The organism is Malonomonas rubra (assembly GCF_003247215.1).
GTDB lineage: Bacteria > Desulfobacterota > Desulfuromonadia > Desulfuromonadales > Geopsychrobacteraceae > Malonomonas > Malonomonas rubra_A.
The window spans coordinates 126,961-149,632 of sequence record NZ_QKAP01000073.1 but is presented as its reverse complement, the minus strand read 5'-3'; the positions used below and the strand labels follow the sequence as shown (position 1 = coordinate 149,632).

The following is a 22,672-nucleotide window of genomic DNA, read 5'->3' as shown; positions in this document are numbered from 1 at the left end:
CGGATACTTTACACCCGGCCGGATCAGGGAACAAGGGCTTTTCCGTCATTTCCATCCGCCAGAGGCTCTGCTATCATGCAGCATGCCAGAACTACTGACCGAATACGGATTACTGTCACTGTTGCTGCTCAGCTTCTGCGCTTCGACCCTGTTGCCGCTTGGCTCGGAATGGCTGTTGGTCGCGCTGTTGCTCGATGGCTCAAGTCCACTCAACACCGTTGCAGTGGCGACCCTCGGCAACTCGCTTGGTGCCCTTTCCAGCTACCTGATCGGCCGTGGCGGCAGCGAATGGTTGATCAGCAAACTTCTGCGTATAGAACCATCCCAGCAGCAAGCGGCAGGGCGTTGGTTCAATCGCTACGGAAGCTGGACGCTGCTACTCTCCTGGCTGCCGGTTGTGGGTGATCCCCTTTGCCTGGTCAGCGGCAGTCTGAAAACACCCCTGCTGCACTTTCTACTGCTGGTAACAACCGGTAAGGGACTGCGCTACCTCAGCGTCGCTCTGCTGACCTTGCAGGGCAGCAAGATCCTTGCTTAGTTGATACGGAGCCCCGATGCTTTATACCCCGGCTTTTGCTGTTCTTTATATCGCCAATCTGTCGCTGGTTTCCAGCTACTCTGCTTTTTTCCTGTTTCCATTGTTCATCACGACTAACGGGGGCAGCAAGCAGGATATCGGTATCATTATGGGAATCTTCGCCCTGGCATCGGCTTTGTGCCGCCCCTGGGTTGCGGAAATGATCGACCGCCTTGGGCGCAAGCGCAGCTTCAGTCTCGGCTGCCTGATCATGACCTTGCTCCCGCTTCTGCACCTGCTATTGAGCGGCCCCTTGAAAAACTATTACCTGCCGCTACTGACAATGCGGATTGTACACGGCATCGGTCTGGCGATCTGTTTTACAGCGGTGTTCACCTTTATTGTCGATCTCATTCCTCATGACCGGTTAAATGAGGGAATCGGCATGTTCGGCACCTCCGGGTTGATCGGCCTGGCGGTTGGTCCTGCTGTGGCTGAGCCAGTTCTGGAAACGTTCGGCTTTCAGGCTTTTTTTCTGACCGCCACGGCGATGGCCGCGCTGGGCCTGCTGATCCATCTGCCGATCAATGACCGACACCAGTTAATTACGGACCAAGCAACTCCATCATTTTTTTCCCTGCTAAAACAGCGGAAACAACTGGTCTGTGGCGGGTTGGCAATGCTGTTCGGCTTCGGCTTGGCAGCAACCGGAAATTTTATTGCACCGCTCGCAGAAGATCGTCAGTTAAGTTACATCTCATTCTATTACCTAGCTTATTCCTGCGCTGCCGTTGGGGTTCGTTTCAGTGCAGGTCGGCTGGCGGATCGGATTGGCGAGAACCAAATTATTCCCTGGGGCTTGATCCTGGCCGCCAGCGGCTTGCTGCTGATCCCTTTAGTACATGGAGATTTGTTGCTGATCGCTGTCGGTTTTATCTTCGGCATCGGCCACGGCCTGCTGTTTCCGGCCTTAAATGCAATGGCGGTTCGCGACGAACCGTACAGCATCCGTGGCAAAGTGACAGGTATTTTTACCGGGGGAATTGACTCAGGGGCATTTTTGGGAGCCTTGATACTGGGCCAAGTTGGTGAACTGGCAGGCTATACGCCCCTGTTTATTTGTGCGGGGCTGGTTGTATCAACCGGATTAGTGCTCTTTCGAGTTCGTCCTGGTTAAGCGGAGTAGGACAATCTCACGCTAAAAACTCAGGTTGACCAACACCATGGCAAACGCCATGACTAGCATGAGCAGCGTAATCGGCAGTACATGAACCAGCAGGTTACGACGAAAATTTTTCATCAGACACCTCTTGTAGCCAAATCACGTCATATATCTACAAATGACCCTGCATCAAAGATGCCAGCCACCTAAAGTATCCAATTATCAAGGGGTTACCTGCGACAAGCCAACCCATGTTGTATTTTGTCAACTTTTTTTCATTTCCAGCGTAGCAAAAGTACCGCAGTTCCACCTTCTTACAGATCGAAAGTGGCCCATATCGGGCAGTGATCGGACGGTTGTTCCATGCCGCGGATCTGATAATCGATCCCACTATCCAGGCACAGGTCGTAGAGCGGCTGGCTGACCATGATCTGGTCGATCCGCAAACCACGCTTCGGCTCGACGCTGAAGCCTCGAGAACGATAATCGAACCAGCTGAATCGATCATCGGCAGTCGGATGATGTTTGCGGAAGGTGTCATGTAACCCCCAGGTGTACAGGTTCTCCAGCCATTCCCGCTCCTCCGGCAGAAAACTGCACTTGCCGGTGCGTAACCAACGCTTGGCATTTTCCACTCCGATGCCGACATCGGCATCGCGATGCGAGACATTGATATCGCCCAGCACCACCAGCAACTCGTCCGGGTTCGCCTTTTTTTGCAGCCAACCCCGTAGGTTGGCGTAAAAATTCCGTTTATTGGGAAACTTTTCTGGATGCTCCCGGTTTTCCCCTTGCGGGAAATATCCGTTAACCACACGCATGATCCGGCCATCGGCTAATTTATATTTGCAGATGAGCAAACGTCGCTGATGCTTCGGGTCTTCGCCAGGAAACCCCTTTTCCACATCCAGCGGTTCAAGCTTCGAGAGGGTGGCGACACCGTAATGAGCCTTCTGCCCATGATAGACAACCTGATAACCGAACGATTCAATCATCTCCAGCGGGAATTCGCTGTCATGCACTTTAGTTTCCTGAAGGCCGATGATATCAGGCTGATGCTGCTCGATTAGCGCCTGCATCTGGTGCGGCCGGGCACGTAGTCCATTAACATTGAACGAAATGATTTTCACCTGCAACTCCTTATTTCAGCGGCACAAAAAGCCGATAATTTCTTCGATGAATTCAGCACCGTAGCGATGTAACTTGGTCTGGCCAACCCCGTTAATCTGCAAAAAGCTACCTTCATCGGTCGGCAGCCTTGCCGCCATCTCGGCAAGGCTGGCGTCACCAAAAACCACGTATGGGGGCACCCCGTCGCGGTCGGCGATTTGCTTGCGCAAGACGCGCAACAGGTTGAACAGCTCCTGATCATATTCCAAACCGACGATTTTGCGCTCCGGTTTCTTTTTTTTCTCCGCTCTCAGCCGCGGCTCGGTAATCGTCAATTCAAGTTCACCGCGCAGCAGCGGACGAGCAGCCTCAGTCAGCTTCAACACCGAATAATTAGCAATATCCTGTTCGAGATACCCATGGTGGATCAGTTGCCGCAGCAGGTGTCCCCAACTTTCTTGATTTTGCTCCCGACCGATGCCATAGGTCGATAACTTATCATGCCGAAGAGACAAAATCCGCTCAGTTTTGGCTCCGCGTAACACGTCGATGACATGCGCCATTCCGAACCGCTGTCCGACCCGATAAACACAAGAAAGAGCTTTTTGCGCATCTTCTGTGGCATCGTACCGTTGTGGCGGATTCAGGCAGATGTCGCAATTGCCGCAATCGTCTCTTAATGTTTCACCGAAATACCCCAGCAGCGCCCGCCGTCGGCAGGTACCCGATTCGGCAAAGGCAACCATGGCATTGAGTTTGTGAATTTCAATCCGCTTCTGTGCAGCGTTATCACTCTTTTCAATCAGTCCACGACTGATGGCAATATCGCCGTAACCGAACAACAGCAATGCCTCTGCTGGCAAACCGTCACGACCGGCCCGTCCGGTCTCCTGATAGTAGCTTTCGATATTTTTCGGCAGGTCATAATGAACCACAAAACGGACATTCGGCTTATCGATCCCCATGCCGAAAGCAACGGTTGCCACCACAACCTGTAGATCATCGCGCAAAAAGTCTTCCTGTACCCGCTGGCGCACTTCAGCAGGGAGTCCGGCATGGTATGCCGCCGCCTCAACACCATCCTCACGCAATTTGCGCGCTACCTCTTCGACCCGCTTACGGCTTAGGCAATAAACGATTCCAGCCTCCTGCTGACGATTTTCGAGAAATGCGCTCAGTTGCTGATAAGGTTTTGCTTTATTGATCACTGTGTAACGAATATTGGGCCGGTCAAAGCTGGCGATGACCTGAAGGGGAGCATTTAACTGCAAACGTTGCAGGATATCAATACGGGTCTGCTTTTCTGCTGTTGCCGTCAAGGCCACCATCGGGACGGCAGGAAATAGCTGTCGCAGTAGACCGAGCTGTACATATTCGGGACGAAAATCATGTCCCCACTGCGAAACGCAATGCGCCTCATCAACGGCAAACAAGGCAATCGAGAGGTCTTGAAGCCGTTCAATAAAGCCATCCGAAAGCAGACGCTCCGGTGCAACATAAAGCAGGTCCAGCTCTTCAGCATGCAGCTTGGCCAACACTTGCCGTGCCTCAGCAGCAACGAGAGATGAATTGTAACAAGCGGCGCTAACACCATTAGCCCGTAACGCGTCGACTTGATCCTTCATCAGAGATATCAAAGGAGAGACAACGATCGCTATCCCCTGACGGTGCAGCGCCGGGATCTGGTAACAAAGTGACTTTCCACCACCGGTCGGCATCAACACAAAGGCATCTTTTCCGTTTATCAAATGCTCGATCACTTCTTTTTGAAAAGGTCGATAGGATTGATAACCGAAAACATTGGCCAGCGTTGTCAGGGGCGTATTTGAGGTTATTGCGGCAGACATCATCGTTTGGAGGTCAGAAGTTATATTCGCGCATACGATTTTTAAGCAGTTCCTTGGTGTGCCGATCTTCCCTTACCAAAGACTTCAGGTCGACCCCTGTAGCGTCGATGGCAATCCGCCCACGGTCCTGATAAATCTTGCTGCCATTGAGCAGATTAATGCAGCGCCACCAGCATTGTGATCTATCACCAAGTTCAATATCCTCATCCAGCAGCACTAGCAATCTGGCTTGTTTAAGCGGACTGTTATGCCATAAAGCATCAATCAGTTCTCGATTTGCGTTCTGCTCTGGATGGCGGACCGATATCAGACTAACTCCATGAAAAATTGTCTCAAGCGGCATCTGCAGATCGATAATTTGCGGGTAATCGATTTTCAGCATTTCCCCAACCAGAATTTCATTCGCTTTACCAAGATTGACATTCTCGCTCGGTGGCGGCCCGACAACGGTAATCGGCAAAATCGGTTCAGATTTTTTGGCTATCGCAGTCACCTGCAATAGTGGACAGTCCTTACGGGAAACGTATTGCCCTGTATGATTACCGAACGGACCTTCCTGGCAACGCTGACTGGGATCGATATACCCCTCAATAACAAGCTCGGCAGTGACAGGAACGACTAAGTTCTGGCTATAACAGCTGACAAATCGATTTTCTGTCCCGAATGCCGCTGCACTGAAATCGAATTCAGAATATTCAGCTGGCAGCGGTGCCGCAGCAGAGTAAAGGTAAGCCGGATCTCCACCAAGAAATAATGCCACCGGTAGATTTTTGCCCAACTTGCTTGCTGCCTGCAAATGCCTACCGGCTCCTGATTTAGGAGCAAAATTCAACGCAATCTTGTTATCAGCAACAATTTCGGCGCGATACAAACCGAGGTTTATTGCACCGCCTTCCGGATCAGCAGTTACTGTCAGCGCAAGGGTCAGGTAACGTCCCTTCTCACCTGGCCAGCTCCTTATTGCCGGCAGGTCAGTCAGTTTGATCTTATGCACCAGTGACAATTCACTCTGTGAGGCACAAACAATTTCTCTTTTACTGCCAAGCCTTACGGGAACTTGTAAGAGAGCAGATTTAAAGCGTGCAGCCAACTGGTTCGTCGATTTGCAACGAAGGATATTCAACAGACGTTTCTGCGAACCGAATAAATTAGTTACTCCAGAGATATCTGTATTCTGCAATTGTGAAAATAAAAGTGCTTTGCCACCTCCTGGTTTGCTAAATTCCAGTCGGCTGAGCGCTGCAAGTTCCAGATCACAGCTAACTGTTGCCGTAATTTGATGCAGCTCATTCTGCTGTTGAAGCAGTTCAAGAAATGCAGACAGATCCATTTTCGCAGTCTAACCGATTCTTCATTTTAAAAGACAAAAAAAGCCCTTCGGATATTCCGAAGGGCTTTTTCTACTTATCAATCTACTCGATTAGAAACCGGCCAATTTCGCCATCTCCATAAACGGCCCAGGAACCATACCCATTACCAAGACACCGACAATAGCGATGACAATGGAAATAGCGGTTGCTGCATTCATCGATACCCAACCGAAATCTTCTTCAGCATCCTTAAAGTACATGGAAACCATGACTTTCAGATAGTAGTAGAGGGACACCGCAGAGTTCAGGACACCGAGAACAGCCAGCCAAATGTAACCAGCCTTTACAGCACCAGCAAAAATGTAGAATTTACCAGCAAAACCAGCTGTTGGCGGCATACCCATCAGAGAGAAAAGGAAAATGCTGAGAGCAATTGCAAGCACTGGGCGCTTATAACCCATCCCTGCAACACCGTCAATGGTCAGGTTTTCCTCCCCTTTCTTACCAATCAGCACCAGCACAGCGAAGGCCCCCATGTTCATAAAGGTGTAGACCAACATATAGAACATGATGCCGGTCAACCCGATCTCATTCCAAGCCACAAGACCAACCAGAGCATAGCCGGCATGAGAAATTGAAGAGTAGGCAAGCATCCGCTTGATATCTTTTTGTCCTAAAGCGACAAAGTTACCAATGGTCATGGTCAGGACAGCGAGAATCCAGAACACTGCCGAAATGTCAGCCTGCATGCTATCCAGACCAATGATGGTGACGCGGATAAAAGCGGCAAAAGCTGCTGCCTTCGGTCCAGCACTCATAAAAGCGGTGATCGGAGTTGGAGCCCCCTGGTAGACATCTGGTGTCCACATATGGAACGGAGCGGCAGCAACCTTGAACAGAAATCCAGTCAACAGCAACAAGCCACCAGCAACAAACATGATGTTAGTGGTTGTTGCCGGGTTAGCCTGAACATACTCTGCAATACCAGCAATCTTGGTGGTTCCGGTCACACCGTAGAGCAGTGCGACACCATAGAGCAGGAAACCGGTCGAGAAGGCGCCAAGGAAGAAATACTTGAGACCTGCCTCGTTGGAGCGGGTTTGATCACGGAAGAAACCGGCAAGAACATACAAGGATACCGACAAAACCTCAAGACCGAGGAATATTGTCATCAGATCAGTGCCGGAGGCCATCCACATCGCACCAGCGGTGGTAAACAGAACCAAGGTATAGTATTCACCGACCGGGTAACCTTCACGCTTCAGATAGCCATCCGACATCAGAATGGTCAAACCAGCAGCGATAATACATGTCATGCTGAAGAAGGTCGCGAAGTTATCCAGCACTACGCTTCCGGCAAAGCCGGCCTGAGGGTTATTCCAGGAACCCAGCGAGACTAAAGCAGTGACGATCAGAGCAATAAAGCTCAACCAAGCAACATGAGTCGTCTTTCCACGCGGTGAAAAGACCGACACCAGCAGCAGGACCATGCCAAACCCGCTGAGAACCAGAGACGGCATGATCGCCGATAAGTTCACGTTCTGGATGGCTTCTTGTACTAGATTTGCGTCCATCAAACAGCTCCTTGGGAACCAGTGTTTACTTCCGTTAATCAGATATTAATTGTGACCATGTGCTGCCGGGGCATGCTCTACAGCATGGGCCGCCGGAATAGCAGCAGGATGGTGCACTTCAACAATTGCCGGCTTATGTCCCATTTGGGTGAGCAACTGCTCCATCGCCGGGTTCATCTTATCGAAGAAGGTGTTCGGGTAAACACCAATCCAGAAGACAAATACCAGCAGCGGCAGCATAACAACAACCTCACGAGCTGAGAGATCTTTCAAACTCTCGTTCGCCGGGTTGGTCACTGTACCCATCATGACACGTTGGTACATCCAGAGCATATACACTGCCGCAAAGATGACACCAGTTGTTGCTACAACCGCATACCAGCGCAAGCCACCCTCAAATGCACCCATTAAGGCGAGAAATTCGCCAACGAAACCGTTGGTGCCCGGCAAGCCAATGGAAGAGAAGGTAACAATCAGGAAAATGGTCGCGAAGACGGGCATCTTGTGTGCCAACCCGCCGAACTCGGTGATCATCCGTGTGTGGCGACGCTCGTAGATGAAACCGACGATAAGGAACAGCGCGCCGGTCGAAACCCCGTGGTTGATCATTTGAATCATGCCGCCGGCCATACCCTGCATATTCATTGCGAAGACACCGAGCATAACGAAGCCAAGGTGCGCAACGGAAGAGTAGGCGACCAGCTTCTTTACATCTTCCTGCATCATGGCAACCAGTGAACCATAGATGATGCCGACTACCGACAGGGTCGCCAGCAACGGGATAAAGGTCGGCAGCGCATCGGGGAACAGCGGCATGGCAAAACGCACGTAACCGTAAGTGCCCATTTTCAGCAAGACTGCAGCCAAGATGACGGAACCGGCAGTCGGTGCCTCGGTGTGTGCATCCGGTAACCAAGTGTGCAGCGGAAACATCGGCACCTTAATGGCAAAGCTGAAACCGAACGCTAGGAACAGCCAGTATTGGGCGTGGTATGGAAGATTTAGTTTATAAAATTCCTGGATACCGAAGCCGTTGATCAGCGCGCCGCTCTGCACCGCATAGTAGTAGACGAAGATAATCGCCACCAGCATCAGCAGAGAACCGACTGCGGTGTAGATGAAGAACTTAACTGCAGCGTAGATGCGGTTCTTACCGCCCCAAATACCGATCAGGAAGTACATCGGGATCAGCATTAGTTCCCAGAAAATATAGAACAGGAACAGGTCGAGAGAAACAAAAGCACCAAGCATACCGGTTTCGAGCAGCAGCAGCAACGCCATGAAACCCTTGCTGTTCTTCTCTACGGCTTTCCAAGTCGAAAGAACGGCAATCGGCATGATGAACGTGGTCAGCATCACCAGCCAGAGGCTGATGCCGTCGACACCCAAATTGTAGTTCATCTGGAAAAAGCCACCGATATTGATCCATTCATGGAATTCACGGTAGTGCATGCCGCCAGAAGTGGCAAAAACATTGTCAAATGCCAGCGGCAGACTGATTACAAAGGTAATCAGGGTGACCACCAAGGTAAAACCCTTCAGCAGTCCATCATTATCCCGGGGAATGAAGAGGACAAACAACATCCCCAACAACGGGAAGAAGGTCATTAAACTAAGTAGATTATCGGCCATGTTGAATCGCTCCTTGTAACTTTATCGTATTCTGTTAACCGAAGACGTAGTAACCGACGATCACAACGACGCCGACAACCATGGCCACTGCGTAGTTATGCAGGTAACCGGACTGAGTGTACCTGAGACCGGCCCCGATCCCCTTCGTCACCCAAGCAACACCATTGACAACGCCATCAACAACCTTCACATCGAATCCTCTCCAGAGGAAAGTACCGATTCTCTTGCACGGGTTGACAAACAGGAAGTCGTACAGCTCATCAATGAACCATTTATTGAAGATCAAGCGGTAAGCACCTGCAAACTTGGCAGTGAACTTCGCTGGCAATTCCGGGTTCTTGATGTACATCGTCCATGCTACGAAGATACCGATAATAGCGATAGCAACCGAGATCCCCATCAAGGCATATTCAGTCGCATGAGCGCCATGCGCTGCAATGTGGTGCATTTCCAGGGCCTCACCGAAAACCGGCTCAAGCCAATGCTCAAAACGATTGGAACCGCCTAGAATAGCCGGGATACCAATGTAACCACCAATGACGGCCAGAAGACCTAGAATCATCAGTGGAATGGTGATCGTTAACGGAGACTCTGGGATATGATCCTTTGCCCGTGCATCGGTCTTCTGTTCGCCAAAAAAGGTCATGAAAACCAGACGGAACATATAGAATGCAGTCATTCCTGCTGCCACTGCGCCAATAATCCAGAGCAACCAGTGACCACGGTTAGAGCCGAATGACCACCAAAGAATTTCGTCTTTGGAGAAGAAACCGGAGAACAATGGAATCCCGGAAATCGCGATGGTCGAAACCAGGAAAGTGATGAATGTAATCGGCATCTTCTTGCGCAGACCGCCCATATTACGCATGTCCTGTGGGTCATCATGCAGGTGCGCGTGATGGTATGCGTGATGCATCCCGTGAATCACCGAACCGGAACCGAGGAACAGACAGGCCTTGAAGAAGGCATGGGTCATCAGATGGAAGATACCGGCGGAAAAAGCACCAACACCCATCGCCAAAAACATGTAACCGAGCTGAGAAACAGTAGAGTATGCCAGCACCCGCTTGATGTCGTTCTGAGCCAGACCGATGGTCGCAGCGAAGAACGCCGTCGCCGCACCGACAATGGCAACGGTCATCATGGTGGTCGGCGCCATGGCGAACAGAATGTTCATCCGACCAATCATGTAGACACCAGCTGTAACCATGGTTGCAGCATGGATCAGAGCGGAGACCGGAGTCGGGCCCTCCATCGCGTCAGGCAACCAAGTATAGAGAGGAATCTGGGCCGACTTACCACAAGCACCAAGGAAGAAGCAGAGAGTTACAACCGTGACAAGCAAGCCACCAGTCTGAAGCAGATGAGCATTTTCGGTAATCTCGACGAAATTAACCGTCCAGACACCCTTGCTCCCGAGAGCCCAGAAGAGCGTAAACAAACCACAGAGGAAACCGAAGTCACCCACCCGGTTGACAACGAAAGCCTTTTTCGCAGCGTCGCCAGCACTCTTCTTTTCAAAATAGTAACCGATCAGCAGGTAAGAGCAAAGACCCACGCCTTCCCAACCGATAAACATGACCAGTGCGTTGTTCCCGAGAACCAACATCAGCATTGCACATGCAAACAGGTTCAGGTAGCTGAAGAAACGGTAGAAACCGACCTCACCATGCATATAGCCGATCGAATAGAGGTGAATCAGAGTACCAACACCGGTAACGATCATGATCATGACAGCTGACAGCGGATCGAGCAGAAAACCCCAATCGATCTGCAGATTGCCAACCGACATCCAAGAGCCGATCACTACCTGGTGGGTTTTTACGCTGTCACCCATCAGCCGGAAGAAGTTCTGACAAGCGACCAAGAATGAGCAGAACATCATCAGCGTTGCAAGTCCGCCGATCACCTTCTCATTTTTGATCTTCTTACCGAGCAGGCCATTGATAATCGACCCCACTAGCGGGAAGAACGGAATGAGCCACAGATTACTGTACATCAAACTCTCCTATTAGCTGAAATATCCGTTAAGGCGGATAACATCACCACTTAAGCATGTTGAAGTCGTCAACATCGATCGATTCTTTATTCTTAAAGAATGCGATCATCAACGCCAACCCAACAGCAGCTTCAGCTGCAGCAACCGTCATAACAAAGAACACAAACACCTGACCATCCATATTGCCAACATGCTTCGACAAGGCGATAAAAGTCAGATTGACCGAGTTGAGCATCACCTCAATGCACATGAAGATAACAATGGCATTTCTCCGGGTCAGTACCCCAAGGGTGCCGATGGAAAAGAGGATGGCGCTCAAGAGCAGGTAATGATGTACGCTAATCATGATCTATCTCCCAACCTAATACTCGGTTAAATTTTCCGCTTAGAGAGGACAACGGCGCCGATGATTGCTACTAACAGCAAAATCGAGGCGATCTCAAACGGTAGCAGGAAGTCTGTAAACATCGCTCTACCGATCAACTCAGTGTGTCCAACACTCTTGATGACTTCGCTGGTAATCTCTCCACCAGTGCCTGTAGCCTGACCATTTGCCACAAACCGATTAGTCAGGAACAGCATCAGCACTGCCAGAACCCCACCACCTGCAAGACCATGGACATAGTTACCCTTTACCGAGGTGCCAAGATTCAGCAGCATGATAACGAAGATGATCAAGACCATTATCGCACCGGCATATACCATAATCTGGATTGCTGCCATGAAAGGAGCTTCCAACATCACGTAAAGCACCGCCAGACATAAAAAGTTCGTAACCAGGCAGAGCGCACTGTTTACAGGATTTCGGCACTTGGTGACGAAGAAAGCGGCGATCACCGCGACAAACGCTGTCAAATAAAAAAGCAGTATTCCCATGGTCGCAGCTCCCTCTTAGTTCTTCAGTAGACGTTCTTTATCGAACATGAACTGCCCACGCTTGTAATTAGCCAACTCGTAAGCATCAGTCATTTCGATCGCTTCAATCGGGCAGGCCTCTACACAGTAGCCACAGAAAATGCAGCGGAGCAGATCAATTTTATAAACCTTTGGATACTTCTCCCCTTTTTCATTCTCAGCCGATTCTACGGTGATGCATTTTGCTGGGCAAACCGTCGGGCAGAGATAGCAAGCTACGCATTTCTCACGATCCGCAGTGGGAACGAGACGATGCAACCCACGGAAGCGGGGGGACATCTGGAGCTTCTCTTTCGGGTACTGTACCGTCGTGGTATTCCCCGGCAACAGATGCTTCAGTGTAATACTCAGGCCTTTGGCGAACTCTTTAAACATAACTATCCTCTACGCAACGTGTGTTTACTGCCAGAGAAGGACCGCAACACCAGTAACCACGATGTTGGCCAGTGCCAGGGGAAGCATAACTTTCCAACCCAGCGCCATCAGCTGGTCGTAACGCAGGCGGGGGAAAGTAGCCCGAATCCAGATAAAGAAGAACATGAACGCGAACACCTTAATCAGGAAGTTCATCCAACCCAGGAAAGGGCCACCCCAGCCACCGAGGAACAGGGTTGCACCAATCGCGGAGACGGTAATCATGTTCGCATATTCAGCCATGAAGAAAAGGGCGTACTTCATGGAGGAGTATTCGGTACAGAAACCAGATACCAACTCAGTTTCCGCTTCCGGCAAGTCGAACGGGGTCCGGTTAACTTCAGCCATTGAACCAACAACGAACAGCCCGAACGCCAGCGGCTGAGTGAAAATATACCAGTTGGGCAGGAAGCTGATGCTGCCCCACAACGCACCCTGCTGTGCTTCGACGATGCCCCGCATGCTCAGGGTTTCGGAAAGCATGAAGACCGCGATAATAGACAGACCGGCAGCAAGTTCGTAGGAAATCATCTGTGCTGAGGAACGGATACCACCGAGCAGAGAGTATTTGCTGTTGGAGGCCAGACCCGCCAAAACAATTCCGTAGACACCGAGGCCGGCCATAGCCAGAATGTACAGGATACCGATGTTAAGGTCAGTAATCTGTAACGGCACAATGTAGCTCACGCCATCCCAGGTCACAGTGATGTCGTTACCGAACGGGATAACAGCAACGGAAATCAAGGCCGGTGCGAGAATCATCATCGGCGCCAGAATAAATGCCGTCTTATACGCTTCCGACGGTATGATGTCCTCCTTAAAGAACAGCTTCAAACCATCCGCAATCGGCTGTAATAACCCTTTGGGGCCGGTCATTGTAGGTCCCATGCGGGTCTGCATTCCACCGATAATTTTCCGCTCACACCAAGTAGCGTAAGCAACAATCAGCATCGTCACCGCGAAAGCCACCAGAATCTTCACCAGCATAGCGATGGTGAAAAGAAGCGGGCTGTTTGAGAGTGTCAGAACTTCTGGCGTCATGACCATCCTCTTCCTTAATGTCTAAGGCATTTCTGCCGAATTTAGTCGGCTAGCTTCACCGACAAACCACAACAATAAATTACTTGACCGGCTCGACAGCGATCACAGGCTGACCACTGTAAACTCGATTCAGTTCCATATCTGAAAAATGGTACGGGGCAAAGAAAACACCCTTCGGCAAACGACGGTCGACTTTTACTTTGGCCTTCAATTCGCCACCTTCAGCCTTCAGCTTGAGCAGGTCACCCTCTTCCAGACCCAGTTCAGCGGCATCCTCACGGCAGACCTCAATGTAAGCCTCTGCAACTACTGCCGAAGGTCCCTTCGCTTTAGTAGACACAGTGCCGCTGTGATATAGGGCACTTCCAGTAAGCAACTGATATTTGCTGTCAACTGCTTTTCCACCTGCAACCGGGATTAGATTGGCTGTCTCAGGCTTAAGAATATCACCACCCCACACGTACCCTTGCGGGCCAACCATCTCGAGAGAAACCCCTTCGTAGCCCGGTGTCGCAGCAGCTAGCGCTGCAAAAGCTGCAGCCTCATCAACCGGCACATCTTTACCAGCGGCCTTTAGCAACTGCTGAAGAATCGCAAAGTCGGTCTTGGCCTCACCTTTTGACTGAATCCCCTTGCGCACCTTTTGAATGCGTCTTTCGGCATTGGTGAAAGTGCCATTCTTCTCAGCAAAGGACACCGCCGGCAACACAACGTCAGCCTTCTTCGCTGTCTCCGTCAAGAACATGTCCTGTACCACCAGGAAGGTATTCTCCAGAGCCTGCTCAACCAAACTACGGTCAGGATAAGACACAACTGGATCCTCGCCAACCATGTAGAGGGCTTTTAGCTTGCCACCTGCGGCATCCGTCAGCATCTGCTGAGCACCAAGCCCATTCGCTCCAGGCAGGATTCCGAGATCTATAGCTCCTTGGCTGTTGGCTTTTTCACCACAAAGGTAAAGACCGGAACCCTGACGTCCCGCAATACCGGTCAACAGCGACAGATTAGCAGCTGCTATCCCGAGCTCTTTGCTATATGCGGTGTAAGGCAGACCATACGCTAACAAAATCGCAGCATTTTCAGCGGCAGCCAGTTCACGTGCGGTCTGTTTGATCGCCTCGGCATCAACGCCAGTCGCTGCAGCGACTGCATCAGCCGAATAATCTTTGAGGGCATCTTTCAACGCATCGAGCCCTTCAACACCTTCAGTTTTTGCCAAACCCTCTTCGATCAAGACCGCGCTTATGGCATTGAGAAGATTCAATTCAAGACCCGGCTTATGCAGGAGAGTGCGTGCATTAGGCAGTTTGGTAAACTTGCCGAGCTTGTCCGCAATAACCGTCAGCTTGCCCTCGTTACGACGAACCGACTGGTTAACAACCATGCCAAACACCGGATGGGTCTCGTAGAAATCTGAACGGATCGAGAGGATGGCGTCACAGTTTTCGACCTGCGGGAAGGTCCCGGTCGAAGCCTGAATCCCGAGGGTTTCTTTCAATCCCTCTGTAACTCCCTTGTAGCACTCGCCACCGGAATGATCGAGATTTTCGGTGCCAAGCGCTTTACCGTAGTTCTTCAACAGGAACAGTTCCTCGTTCGTCAGCCGTGCCCCACTGATGATACCGACACTGTCACCAGCCGAGTTGAAGCCATCGGTAACGGCTTGCATCGCACCTTCCCAACTGGTCTCAACCAACTGACCGTCTCGACGTACCAACGGCTTCGTCAGCTTCTGATCACTGTTAACATAGGAGTAGCCGAAACGGCCCCGAATACAGAGGTTCCCGTCGTTTACGCCAGTCTTATCGTTGAAACGGATGGTCTGCACTTCATTATCTTTGGTACCGAGGGTAATGGTACAGCCGTTACCGCAGTAGCCACAAACGGAATCGATTTCCTTAAGCTGCCAAGGACGAGCCTTGAATTTGAAGGGGCGAGGCAAAATCGCACCTACCGGACACATCGAAACGCACTGACCACAAAACTCACAATTCAGACCACGATCGAAAGCAGTTGCGATCTTGGTTTCGAAGCCACGGTTGATGAAAGAGTAGGAACCGTAACCGACCACCTCGTCGCAAACCCGAACACACTTACCGCAAAGTACACAACGGTTCATATTTCGTTCGATCAAAGGGTTGATCTCATCTTTAGGGAGATCGAACTTTTCGCCTTCGAAGCGATTTGAGACAACTTCGTACTCGTAAGACAGATCTTGAAGATCACATTCACCGCCCTTGTCGCAAACCGGGCAATCCAAAACATGGTTGACCAGCAGGAACTCCATCACAGTCTTACGAACTTTTCTGATTTCATCAGACATGGTCGTGACGACCATCCCTTCGGTGACCGGAGTGGTGCAGGATGGGATTAAACGCCCCTTCATCTGCTCGACTTCAACCAGACAAACACGACAGGCGCCATAGGGAAGCAGCTTCTTGGCATAGCAAAGGACGGGAATATAGATGCCAGCTTCCTTAGCAGCCTCATAGATTGTGGCTGTTTTGCTGACCGTTACCTGTTTTCCGTCAATCGTAAGATTAACCATCTTAACCTCGTATCAACTCAAATCAGTGAGTGCGACTATTGGATCGCCATGAAGCGGCAAGCATCGTAACAAGATGTACACTTGGTACATTTTTCCAAATCAATCTTGGCCACTTGTCCCTTTTCCCATTCGATAGCGTCAACCGGACAGACACGCGGGCAGATACCGCATTTCTTACACTTGTCTTCGACAACCTCAAAGTGCAGCAGCGGCTTGCAGGAGTGCGCAGGACACTCGCCTTCCTTGATGTGGGTCTCGTACTCTTCACGGAAGTAACGAATGGTCGAGAGGACCGGGTTTGGAGCAGTCTGGCCGAGACCACAGAGAGAACTCTTCTTGATATCGTAGGCCATATCCTGAAGCAGCTCTATATCACCTTCGCGCCCCTTACCCTCAGTGATCCGCTCAAGGATTTCGAGCATGATTTTCAGTCCAATCCGACAGGGAATGCACTTTCCGCAAGATTCAACCCGGGTAAAGTTCAGGAAGAAGCGGGCGATATCGACCATACAGGTAGTTTCATCCATAACGACAAGACCACCGGAACCCATCATTGCACCGGCCTTGATCAAGGAGTCGTAATCTACTTCTGCATCGATTGCCTCTCCGGGAAGACAACCACCGGACGGGCCACCCGCCTGTACCGCCTTGAACTTGCGGTTATTCAGGATACCACCGCAAACGTCATAGATGACTTCCCGCATGGTGATACCGGCTGGAACTTCGACTAGACCGGTGTGCTTGACCTTACCGGTCAAAGCAAAGATCTTGGTCCCCTTGGTCCCTTCGGTACCAATGGAACTGTACCAGTCAGCGCCATTATAGAAAATGTATGAAACGTTGGCATAGGTCTCGACGTTGTTGATGTTGGTCGGCTTACCCCAAAGACCACGTACAGCTGGAAAAGGCGGACGCGGACGGGACATCCCACGTTGGCCTTCGATAGAAGCCATCAGGGCTGTTTCCTCACCGCAAACAAAGGCGCCGGCACCAGCCTTAATACGCATATCGAGCGGCATCGGCAGACCCAAAATGTTCTTTTCGCCAAGGTACCCTTTTTCATAGCAGGTATCGATCGCCAGCTGCAAACGCTTGATTGCCAGCGGATATTCGGCCCGTACATAGACATAGGCAAACTTACAACCAATGGCGTAAGCGGCGATCATCATTCCTTCGATCAGGCCATAAGGGTCACCTTCGAGGATCGAGCGGTCCATGAAAGCACCTGGATCACCCTCATCAGCATTACAGATCAGATATTTATGATTGCCAGGAGAGCCCTTGGCAAAAGACCATTTCATACCGGTCGGGAAACCACCGCCACCACGGCCTCGAAGGCCGGATTTCTTGACCTCCTCGATAACCTCATCCTGAGTCATCGAGACAGCTTTTTTGACGCCATTAAAGCCACCTGTTTCTAGGAACTGGTCCAAGCTTTCGGCGTCGATGGTACCGCAGCGAGAGAAGACAACCCGCTTCTGTTTGTCAAGGAACTCGTGGTAATACTTGCCGGCCACCTTCTTCTCAACCGGCTCACCACCAAGAATATGCTCATCGACAATCTGCGGAACCAGCTCCGGAGTCACAAAATCATAGGTGATCGGATCTTTCCCGGGCAGACAAACATCAACCAGCACGTCGTTTGCACAGAGTCCTCTACAACCAGTACCGTTAACCTCGCAACGGTCCGCAACCTTGCCAGCAACACCCTTCTTGTCAAACTCTTCCTCGAAGGCGGCTTTGACACTTGCAGCACCGGACGCCAGACCACCAGTCCCCGTACAGATCAGAATTTTTAACTTTTCAGCAGTTTCGGACATAAATCAATCCTCAATACCAGCATGGTGTATGGCAGAATTAGCCCATTGCCTTATATTTTTTGATGACCTCGTCCGTCTTCTGGACTGTGATGCTACCATAGGTCGCGTCATTAACCATGATGACCGGCGCCATACCGCAGGCCCCTATGCAGGCCACATATTCTGCGGTAAACAAAAGGTCCTCAGTCGTCTCAGCATGCCCGATCCCGAGCCTTTCCTTGATAGTGTCGCCGATCCGCCCAGCACCCTTTACGTGACAGGCCGTCCCCATACAGACTCGGATGATGTACTTGCCACGCGGTTCCAGATGAAACTGTGCGTAGAAAGTAAGGACACCATAAATCTGGCTGGGATAGACATTGAGACGCTCTGCAGTCAGATGCACGGTTTCTTCCGGAATATAACCATATTCCTCTTGAATCCCCTGCAACACCGGCATCAGGTTTCCCGACATATCGATATACTTATCGATAACCTTGTTGGCCGGCCCTAGATCGATTTCTTCTACTGTATTTTCTGCTACCTGCTCTGCGGTTTCCGTCATGATGGCCTCTTATCCGATCACTACTTGAGGGTTAACGGTCGATTTCACCGAGAACGATGTCCAAAGTTCCGATAACAGCCACAACGTCGGCCAGCATCTTCCCTTCAACCATCTGCGGCAACGCCTGCAAATTGACGAAGGAAGGCGGACGGATCTTCATCCGCAAAGGCCGAGGCGAACCGTCAGAAACCAGATAGTAGCCAAGCTCACCTTTCGGTGCCTCGACACCCTGATATATCTCACCAGGTTCCGGCTTAAAGCCTTCAGTAATGATCTTGAAGTGATGGATCAGACCCTCGATGGTGTTAACAACATCCTGCTTCGGTGGCAGACAGATTTGCGGGCAATCCGCAAGTATCGGAGCCCCCTGAAGCCCCTGAAGCTTGTCGAGTGCCTGCAGCACAAGGCGGGCCGACTGACGCATTTCTTCGAGGCGCACGTGGTAACGTGCCCAGGTATCACACTCTTCGCGAACTGGAACAACGAAATCGTAGTCTTCGTAGCCACTGTACGGATTATCGCGACGCAGGTCCCAGTCGACGCCGGAAGCGCGTAGCGAAGCACCAGTCAATCCGATGTCAATAGCAGCTTCCTTACTGATGATACCGACTCCCTGAGTCCGCTTCTGCCAGATCTTATTTCCGGTCAGCAGACCTTCGTAGGTCTCAACATGGCCATGCATAGACTCCGCAAAAGCACGAATCTCCGCCTCAATACCTTCTGGGAGATCAGCCGAGAGGCCACCAACCCGGAAATAGTTGGAGGTCATCCGGGCACCGGAAATCTTCTCATAAAAATCCATGATGTTTTCACGCTCACGGAAACAATACAAAAAGACAGTCATGGCACCGATATCGAGAGCGTGACATGCCAGCCAAACCAGGTGACTCTTCAAACGGGTCAACTCAGCCATCATGACCCGGATCACTTTTGCCCGTTCGGGAATCTGGTCGGTAATCCCAAGCAGCTTTTCAACCGCAAGGACATAACCGAGATTGTTGCTCATCGGTGCCAGGTAGTCGAGACGGTCTGTCAGCGGGATTACCTGATGATAGGTACGGTGTTCCGACAGCTTCTCTGTCCCGCGATGCAGAAAACCGATGTGCGGAGTCGCTTTTTGAACGACCTCGCCATCAAGCTCCAGGATCAGCTGCAGCACACCGTGTGTCGACGGGTGCTGGGGCCCCATGTTGATGGTCATTGTTTCGGTGTTAAAAGCCATTTTATGCCTCGTCCAGTAAAGGAATTGGTTAACGCGTCAATCAGGAAACACGACCCTGATAGGGCTCGCGATCAGGACCTTGCACCGGATAATCCTTGCGCAGCGGGTGCCCTTCCCAGTCAGCAGGCATCAGGATACGACGCAGGTCGGGATGGTTATTAAAACTGATCCCCATCAGATCCCAACACTCCCGCTCGTGCCAGTTCGCAGTCCCCCAAACACCACTAACGGTATCGACTTTCGCATCCTGCTCCTCCACCGGAACCTTGAGCCGGAAACGCTGCTTGGCATCGATGTTGTACATGTTATAAACAACCATGAAGCGCGGAGCCTGTCCCAAATAGTCAACACCACAGAGATCGGTCAGCAGGTTGTATCCACACTCATCGCGCATAAAGGTGCAAATTTCTACAATCCGCTCCTTTTCAACAGTCACGGTGGTTTCACCACGATGCTCAACAACATTCAGCACGGCCGACGAAAACTTTGCCTTTAATTTTTCAACAATTGCTTGATCGCTCATTGTCTTAATCCCTGTCCTCACCACTGAAGGCGATTAAACAACCTCGTTGTGGACTACTTCACCGACACCGATAGCAGCGCCGAAAGTATTCCGCTCAGCCCGCATTTTGTCCTGCAGCTTCATCAACCCATAGAGAAGGCCTTCTGGACGGGGCGGACAACCAGGAATATAAACATCAACCGGCAGCGCCTCATCAATCCCCTGGACAACACTGTAGGTGTCGAAAATACCGCCCGACGAAGCACAAGCGCCCATAGCGATAACGTAGCGCGGCTCTGGCATCTGCTCGTAAACGGTCTTGATAACCGGCAGCATTTTTTTGGTAACCGTCCCGGCAATGATAATAACGTCAGCTTGACGCGGCGAAGCACGGAACAGAATCCCCATACGGTCAAGGTCAAAACGGGCCGCACCAGTCGCCATCATCTCGATCGCACAGCAAGCCAGACCAAATGTCATCGGCCAGATTGAGCTGGCACGCGACCAGTTGACCAACTTGTCCAGGCTAGTGGTGATAAAACCGCTACCGAGGGTCTTGTTTTGCTCTACTCCCATTCCAGAGCTCCTTTTTTCCAAACATAGATAAAGCCGACGAGCAGGATCAGAATAAAGACGCCCATCTCGACGAAACCAAAAATCCCCAGACGCTTAAACATGACCGCCCAGGGATACAGGAACACACACTCAATATCGAAAAGGATAAACAGCATCGCGATGATGTAGAATTTGACCGAGAAACGCTCTTGAACCGAACTGAGCAACGGCATACCACACTCGTAAGGGGCCAGCTTGACCTCACTCGGCTTCTTAACACCAATCAAACCGGAGAAAATAACCGAACCGAGCGCAAAAGCGAAGGCGATGCCGATGAGAATAAGAATCGGCAAATAATTTTCCAACATAAAACCCGCTCCTTCCATTGAAGAAATTGGACCGTTTGACGTAGGTATGGCGATAATGTTTACGCCACAGCGTGTCGAAAATTAGGATAAATGGCCCTGACATGTCAAGGAAAAAATACAGTATACTGTATGCAATCAATTTGACCTAGACTGTCTTCTTTTTTATCGAAATTACTGTAGTTTTTGAATGTTACGATGAAGGCGGTGAAGCGAAATTTGTACGATATGGCATCTTTCTGAATGTACCATTATGCAATCAAACATCGTTTGATTGCATAATGGTTGAATACCTCAAGGTTTTTTGTTTTTCCCTAGCCCAAAAGTCATGTTTGATTCAAAGTTGATCGTCAGTTTAACACGTATACAGGATTGTTTATCATCAGTGCAAGAGGCAACCTTTTCGACGGTTTTTTATTAGCAATAAATAATTTTATCGATGCTGTTCCGACAAGAGCTTAATTCAATTTATCAGTCAAGGGACTCGTTCAGCCAAAAGTTGATTCGGGCAGAGTCAAACTGATACCGACTGCGGCAATATTCACAGACGACCTCGACCTGTTCCTGCTCTTTAACGAGTTGCTTGAGCTCACCAGCCCCCATCGCACGCAACATCGCTTCAATTTGCTCTTCATGGCATGGGCAATAAAATTCCAACGGCACCCGCTGTTGAATTCCAAAATCAACCTCACCAAAGACCTGAGACAGGATCTGCTCCGGAAAAGTCCCGTTGCGCAGCAAACTGGTCACTGGCGGCAGCTGTTGAAGACGCCTAATAATATGCTCCACCTGTTGCTCATCCCCGGGCGGCAACGACTGTACCAATAGGCCGCCGGCAGCGGCAACCTGCGCTTCGTTGTCCAGTTCGACCCCCAAAGAGACACTCGAAGGGATCTGCTCGGAACTGGTCAGATACCAGGCAAGGTCTTCTGCAATCTCACTGGTTTGCAGCTGCACCATGCTTTGGTAAGGGTCCTTCAGGCCCAAATCTTTCCAGACATGCAGAAAACCGGCCCGCCCGATCGCACCGGCGACATCAAAACGACCATCCTTAGGCGGCAGGCCAGCAATCGGATTACGGATTGTTCCCCGCACGCGACCGGCAGCGTCGGTCTCGACACTTAACTTACCGAGCGGACCGTTCCCTTCCACCATCACTGCCAGACGTTGCTTGCCTTTGAGCAAGCAACCGAGCAGCACACCACCGGTCAGCAGACGCCCAAGCGCAACGGTCGCGGTGATATCGGTCTGCTGCTTTTGACATACTTCTGCAACTATGCCGGTAGTAACCGCTGCCATACCGCGCAAAAGACCATCCTTACTGGTAACCCGTACTAAGTAATCCTGCATAAACCGATTATCCACCTTTTACTCATTTGTCTGTTGTGTTTCTATCGCCTTAATCTGCGCATCAATCAGCCCGGCCAAAACCTCCATACATTTCCCCTACACAGATTCGATCATCATCCGGCTCAATCCCATGCCCCTTGGTAGCGCCAAGGCAGTACTCGACTCATGAGGCACAACCGGCAGTCAGCGCAGGCCAGCCAGATCAGGATTGTGGTTTTCCTGTCCAGAACCTATTTGTCGCGTAC

The 22,672-nt window shown here is 50.9% G+C and carries 20 protein-coding genes; 2 read left to right on the top strand and 18 right to left on the bottom strand.

Translation table 11 applies throughout. The features are described from left to right. Positions 1-82: 82 nt before the first annotated feature. Both Q7J88_RS07710 and Q7J88_RS07705 read left to right on the top strand, forming a co-directional pair. Complete coding sequence (locus Q7J88_RS07710; protein WP_303721594.1) at positions 83-538, top strand: YqaA family protein; 456 nt, start codon at positions 83-85, stop codon at positions 536-538. Positions 539-554: 16 nt separating this feature from the next. Beyond that, a complete protein-coding gene (locus Q7J88_RS07705) occupies positions 555-1,694 on the top strand; it encodes an MFS transporter (protein ID WP_303721593.1) in 1,140 nt (379 codons plus the stop codon). 299 nt (positions 1,695-1,993) lie between these two features. On the opposite strand, the gene xthA is transcribed toward Q7J88_RS07705, so the two are convergent. The 18 genes from xthA to hslO form a co-directional block, all read right to left on the bottom strand. Further along, positions 1,994-2,809 carry an exodeoxyribonuclease III gene (gene xthA, locus Q7J88_RS07700; RefSeq protein ID WP_303721592.1) on the bottom strand — a complete coding sequence of 272 codons (816 nt, stop codon included), beginning with the start codon at positions 2,807-2,809 and terminating at the stop codon, positions 1,994-1,996. A 15-nt stretch (positions 2,810-2,824) separates the two neighbouring features. Then, positions 2,825-4,636: a DNA helicase RecQ gene (gene recQ, locus Q7J88_RS07695; RefSeq protein ID WP_303721613.1), complete on the bottom strand. Its 1,812-nt coding sequence runs from the start codon at positions 4,634-4,636 to the stop codon at positions 2,825-2,827. A gap of 13 nt (positions 4,637-4,649) precedes the next feature. Next, the gene (locus tag Q7J88_RS07690; RefSeq protein ID WP_303721591.1) at positions 4,650-5,966 is read right to left on the bottom strand and encodes a UbiD family decarboxylase; all 1,317 of its coding nucleotides are present in this window, start codon (positions 5,964-5,966) and stop codon (positions 4,650-4,652) included. A gap of 90 nt (positions 5,967-6,056) precedes the next feature. Further along, positions 6,057-7,520 (bottom strand): NADH-quinone oxidoreductase subunit N, encoded by a 1,464-nt coding sequence (locus Q7J88_RS07685; RefSeq protein ID WP_303721590.1) that lies wholly within the window; start codon positions 7,518-7,520, stop codon positions 6,057-6,059. Between the two features lie 45 nt (positions 7,521-7,565). After that, a complete protein-coding gene (locus tag Q7J88_RS07680) occupies positions 7,566-9,152 on the bottom strand; it encodes an NADH-quinone oxidoreductase subunit M (RefSeq protein ID WP_303721589.1) in 1,587 nt (528 codons plus the stop codon). 34 nt (positions 9,153-9,186) lie between these two features. Continuing rightward, the gene (nuoL, locus tag Q7J88_RS07675) at positions 9,187-11,151 is read right to left on the bottom strand and encodes an NADH-quinone oxidoreductase subunit L (protein ID WP_303721588.1); all 1,965 of its coding nucleotides are present in this window, start codon (positions 11,149-11,151) and stop codon (positions 9,187-9,189) included. A gap of 43 nt (positions 11,152-11,194) precedes the next feature. Then, entirely contained in the window at positions 11,195-11,497 is a 303-nt protein-coding gene (gene nuoK / locus Q7J88_RS07670; protein WP_303721587.1) for an NADH-quinone oxidoreductase subunit NuoK, read from the bottom strand. A 26-nt stretch (positions 11,498-11,523) separates the two neighbouring features. Further along, positions 11,524-12,027: an NADH-quinone oxidoreductase subunit J gene (locus tag Q7J88_RS07665; protein WP_303721586.1), complete on the bottom strand. Its 504-nt coding sequence runs from the start codon at positions 12,025-12,027 to the stop codon at positions 11,524-11,526. A gap of 15 nt (positions 12,028-12,042) precedes the next feature. Further along, positions 12,043-12,441, bottom strand: coding sequence for an NADH-quinone oxidoreductase subunit NuoI (nuoI, locus tag Q7J88_RS07660; protein WP_303721585.1), 399 nt, complete (start codon positions 12,439-12,441; stop codon positions 12,043-12,045). 24 nt (positions 12,442-12,465) lie between these two features. Further along, a complete protein-coding gene (nuoH, locus tag Q7J88_RS07655; RefSeq protein WP_303721584.1) occupies positions 12,466-13,521 on the bottom strand; it encodes an NADH-quinone oxidoreductase subunit NuoH in 1,056 nt (351 codons plus the stop codon). 79 nt (positions 13,522-13,600) lie between these two features. Beyond that, positions 13,601-16,069, bottom strand: coding sequence for an NADH-quinone oxidoreductase subunit NuoG (gene nuoG, locus Q7J88_RS07650; protein WP_303721583.1), 2,469 nt, complete (start codon positions 16,067-16,069; stop codon positions 13,601-13,603). A 35-nt stretch (positions 16,070-16,104) separates the two neighbouring features. After that, the gene (gene nuoF, locus Q7J88_RS07645; protein WP_303721582.1) at positions 16,105-17,889 is read right to left on the bottom strand and encodes an NADH-quinone oxidoreductase subunit NuoF; all 1,785 of its coding nucleotides are present in this window, start codon (positions 17,887-17,889) and stop codon (positions 16,105-16,107) included. Between the two features lie 37 nt (positions 17,890-17,926). Beyond that, positions 17,927-18,433: an NADH-quinone oxidoreductase subunit NuoE gene (gene nuoE, locus Q7J88_RS07640; RefSeq protein ID WP_303721581.1), complete on the bottom strand. Its 507-nt coding sequence runs from the start codon at positions 18,431-18,433 to the stop codon at positions 17,927-17,929. 31 nt (positions 18,434-18,464) lie between these two features. After that, positions 18,465-19,655, bottom strand: a complete 1,191-nt coding sequence (nuoD, locus tag Q7J88_RS07635; RefSeq protein WP_303721580.1) for an NADH dehydrogenase (quinone) subunit D — start codon at positions 19,653-19,655, stop codon at positions 18,465-18,467. Positions 19,656-19,695: 40 nt separating this feature from the next. Beyond that, positions 19,696-20,178, bottom strand: a complete 483-nt coding sequence (locus Q7J88_RS07630) for an NADH-quinone oxidoreductase subunit C (RefSeq protein WP_303721579.1) — start codon at positions 20,176-20,178, stop codon at positions 19,696-19,698. 33 nt (positions 20,179-20,211) lie between these two features. Next, positions 20,212-20,733, bottom strand: coding sequence for an NADH-quinone oxidoreductase subunit B (locus Q7J88_RS07625; RefSeq protein WP_303721578.1), 522 nt, complete (start codon positions 20,731-20,733; stop codon positions 20,212-20,214). After that, complete coding sequence (locus tag Q7J88_RS07620) at positions 20,724-21,080, bottom strand: NADH-quinone oxidoreductase subunit A (protein WP_303721577.1); 357 nt, start codon at positions 21,078-21,080, stop codon at positions 20,724-20,726. Before Q7J88_RS07620 ends, Q7J88_RS07625 begins: the two co-directional genes overlap by 10 nt. A gap of 468 nt (positions 21,081-21,548) precedes the next feature. Continuing rightward, positions 21,549-22,442 (bottom strand): Hsp33 family molecular chaperone HslO, encoded by an 894-nt coding sequence (hslO, locus tag Q7J88_RS07615; RefSeq protein WP_303721576.1) that lies wholly within the window; start codon positions 22,440-22,442, stop codon positions 21,549-21,551. Positions 22,443-22,672 lie beyond the last annotated feature (230 nt).

Excerpts from the sequence above, each read along its gene's own strand:
- Q7J88_RS07710 (WP_303721594.1), top strand. The coding sequence starts at position 83 with ATGCCAGAACTACTGACCGAATACGGATTACTGTCACTGTTGCTGCTC.
- Q7J88_RS07705 (WP_303721593.1), top strand. The coding sequence starts at position 555 with ATGCTTTATACCCCGGCTTTTGCTGTTCTTTATATCGCCAATCTGTCG.
- recQ (WP_303721613.1), bottom strand. The coding sequence starts at position 4,636 with ATGTCTGCCGCAATAACCTCAAATACGCCCCTGACAACGCTGGCCAAT.
- Q7J88_RS07690 (WP_303721591.1), bottom strand. The coding sequence starts at position 5,966 with ATGGATCTGTCTGCATTTCTTGAACTGCTTCAACAGCAGAATGAGCTG.
- Q7J88_RS07685 (WP_303721590.1), bottom strand. The coding sequence starts at position 7,520 with ATGGACGCAAATCTAGTACAAGAAGCCATCCAGAACGTGAACTTATCG.
- Q7J88_RS07680 (WP_303721589.1), bottom strand. The coding sequence starts at position 9,152 with ATGGCCGATAATCTACTTAGTTTAATGACCTTCTTCCCGTTGTTGGGG.
- nuoL (WP_303721588.1), bottom strand. The coding sequence starts at position 11,151 with ATGTACAGTAATCTGTGGCTCATTCCGTTCTTCCCGCTAGTGGGGTCG.
- nuoK (WP_303721587.1), bottom strand. The coding sequence starts at position 11,497 with ATGATTAGCGTACATCATTACCTGCTCTTGAGCGCCATCCTCTTTTCC.
- Q7J88_RS07665 (WP_303721586.1), bottom strand. The coding sequence starts at position 12,027 with ATGGGAATACTGCTTTTTTATTTGACAGCGTTTGTCGCGGTGATCGCC.
- nuoI (WP_303721585.1), bottom strand. The coding sequence starts at position 12,441 with ATGTTTAAAGAGTTCGCCAAAGGCCTGAGTATTACACTGAAGCATCTG.
- nuoH (WP_303721584.1), bottom strand. The coding sequence starts at position 13,521 with ATGACGCCAGAAGTTCTGACACTCTCAAACAGCCCGCTTCTTTTCACC.
- nuoG (WP_303721583.1), bottom strand. The coding sequence starts at position 16,069 with ATGGTTAATCTTACGATTGACGGAAAACAGGTAACGGTCAGCAAAACA.
- nuoF (WP_303721582.1), bottom strand. The coding sequence starts at position 17,889 with ATGTCCGAAACTGCTGAAAAGTTAAAAATTCTGATCTGTACGGGGACT.
- nuoE (WP_303721581.1), bottom strand. The coding sequence starts at position 18,433 with ATGACGGAAACCGCAGAGCAGGTAGCAGAAAATACAGTAGAAGAAATC.
- nuoD (WP_303721580.1), bottom strand. The coding sequence starts at position 19,655 with ATGGCTTTTAACACCGAAACAATGACCATCAACATGGGGCCCCAGCAC.
- Q7J88_RS07630 (WP_303721579.1), bottom strand. The coding sequence starts at position 20,178 with ATGAGCGATCAAGCAATTGTTGAAAAATTAAAGGCAAAGTTTTCGTCG.
- Q7J88_RS07625 (WP_303721578.1), bottom strand. The coding sequence starts at position 20,733 with ATGGGAGTAGAGCAAAACAAGACCCTCGGTAGCGGTTTTATCACCACT.
- Q7J88_RS07620 (WP_303721577.1), bottom strand. The coding sequence starts at position 21,080 with ATGTTGGAAAATTATTTGCCGATTCTTATTCTCATCGGCATCGCCTTC.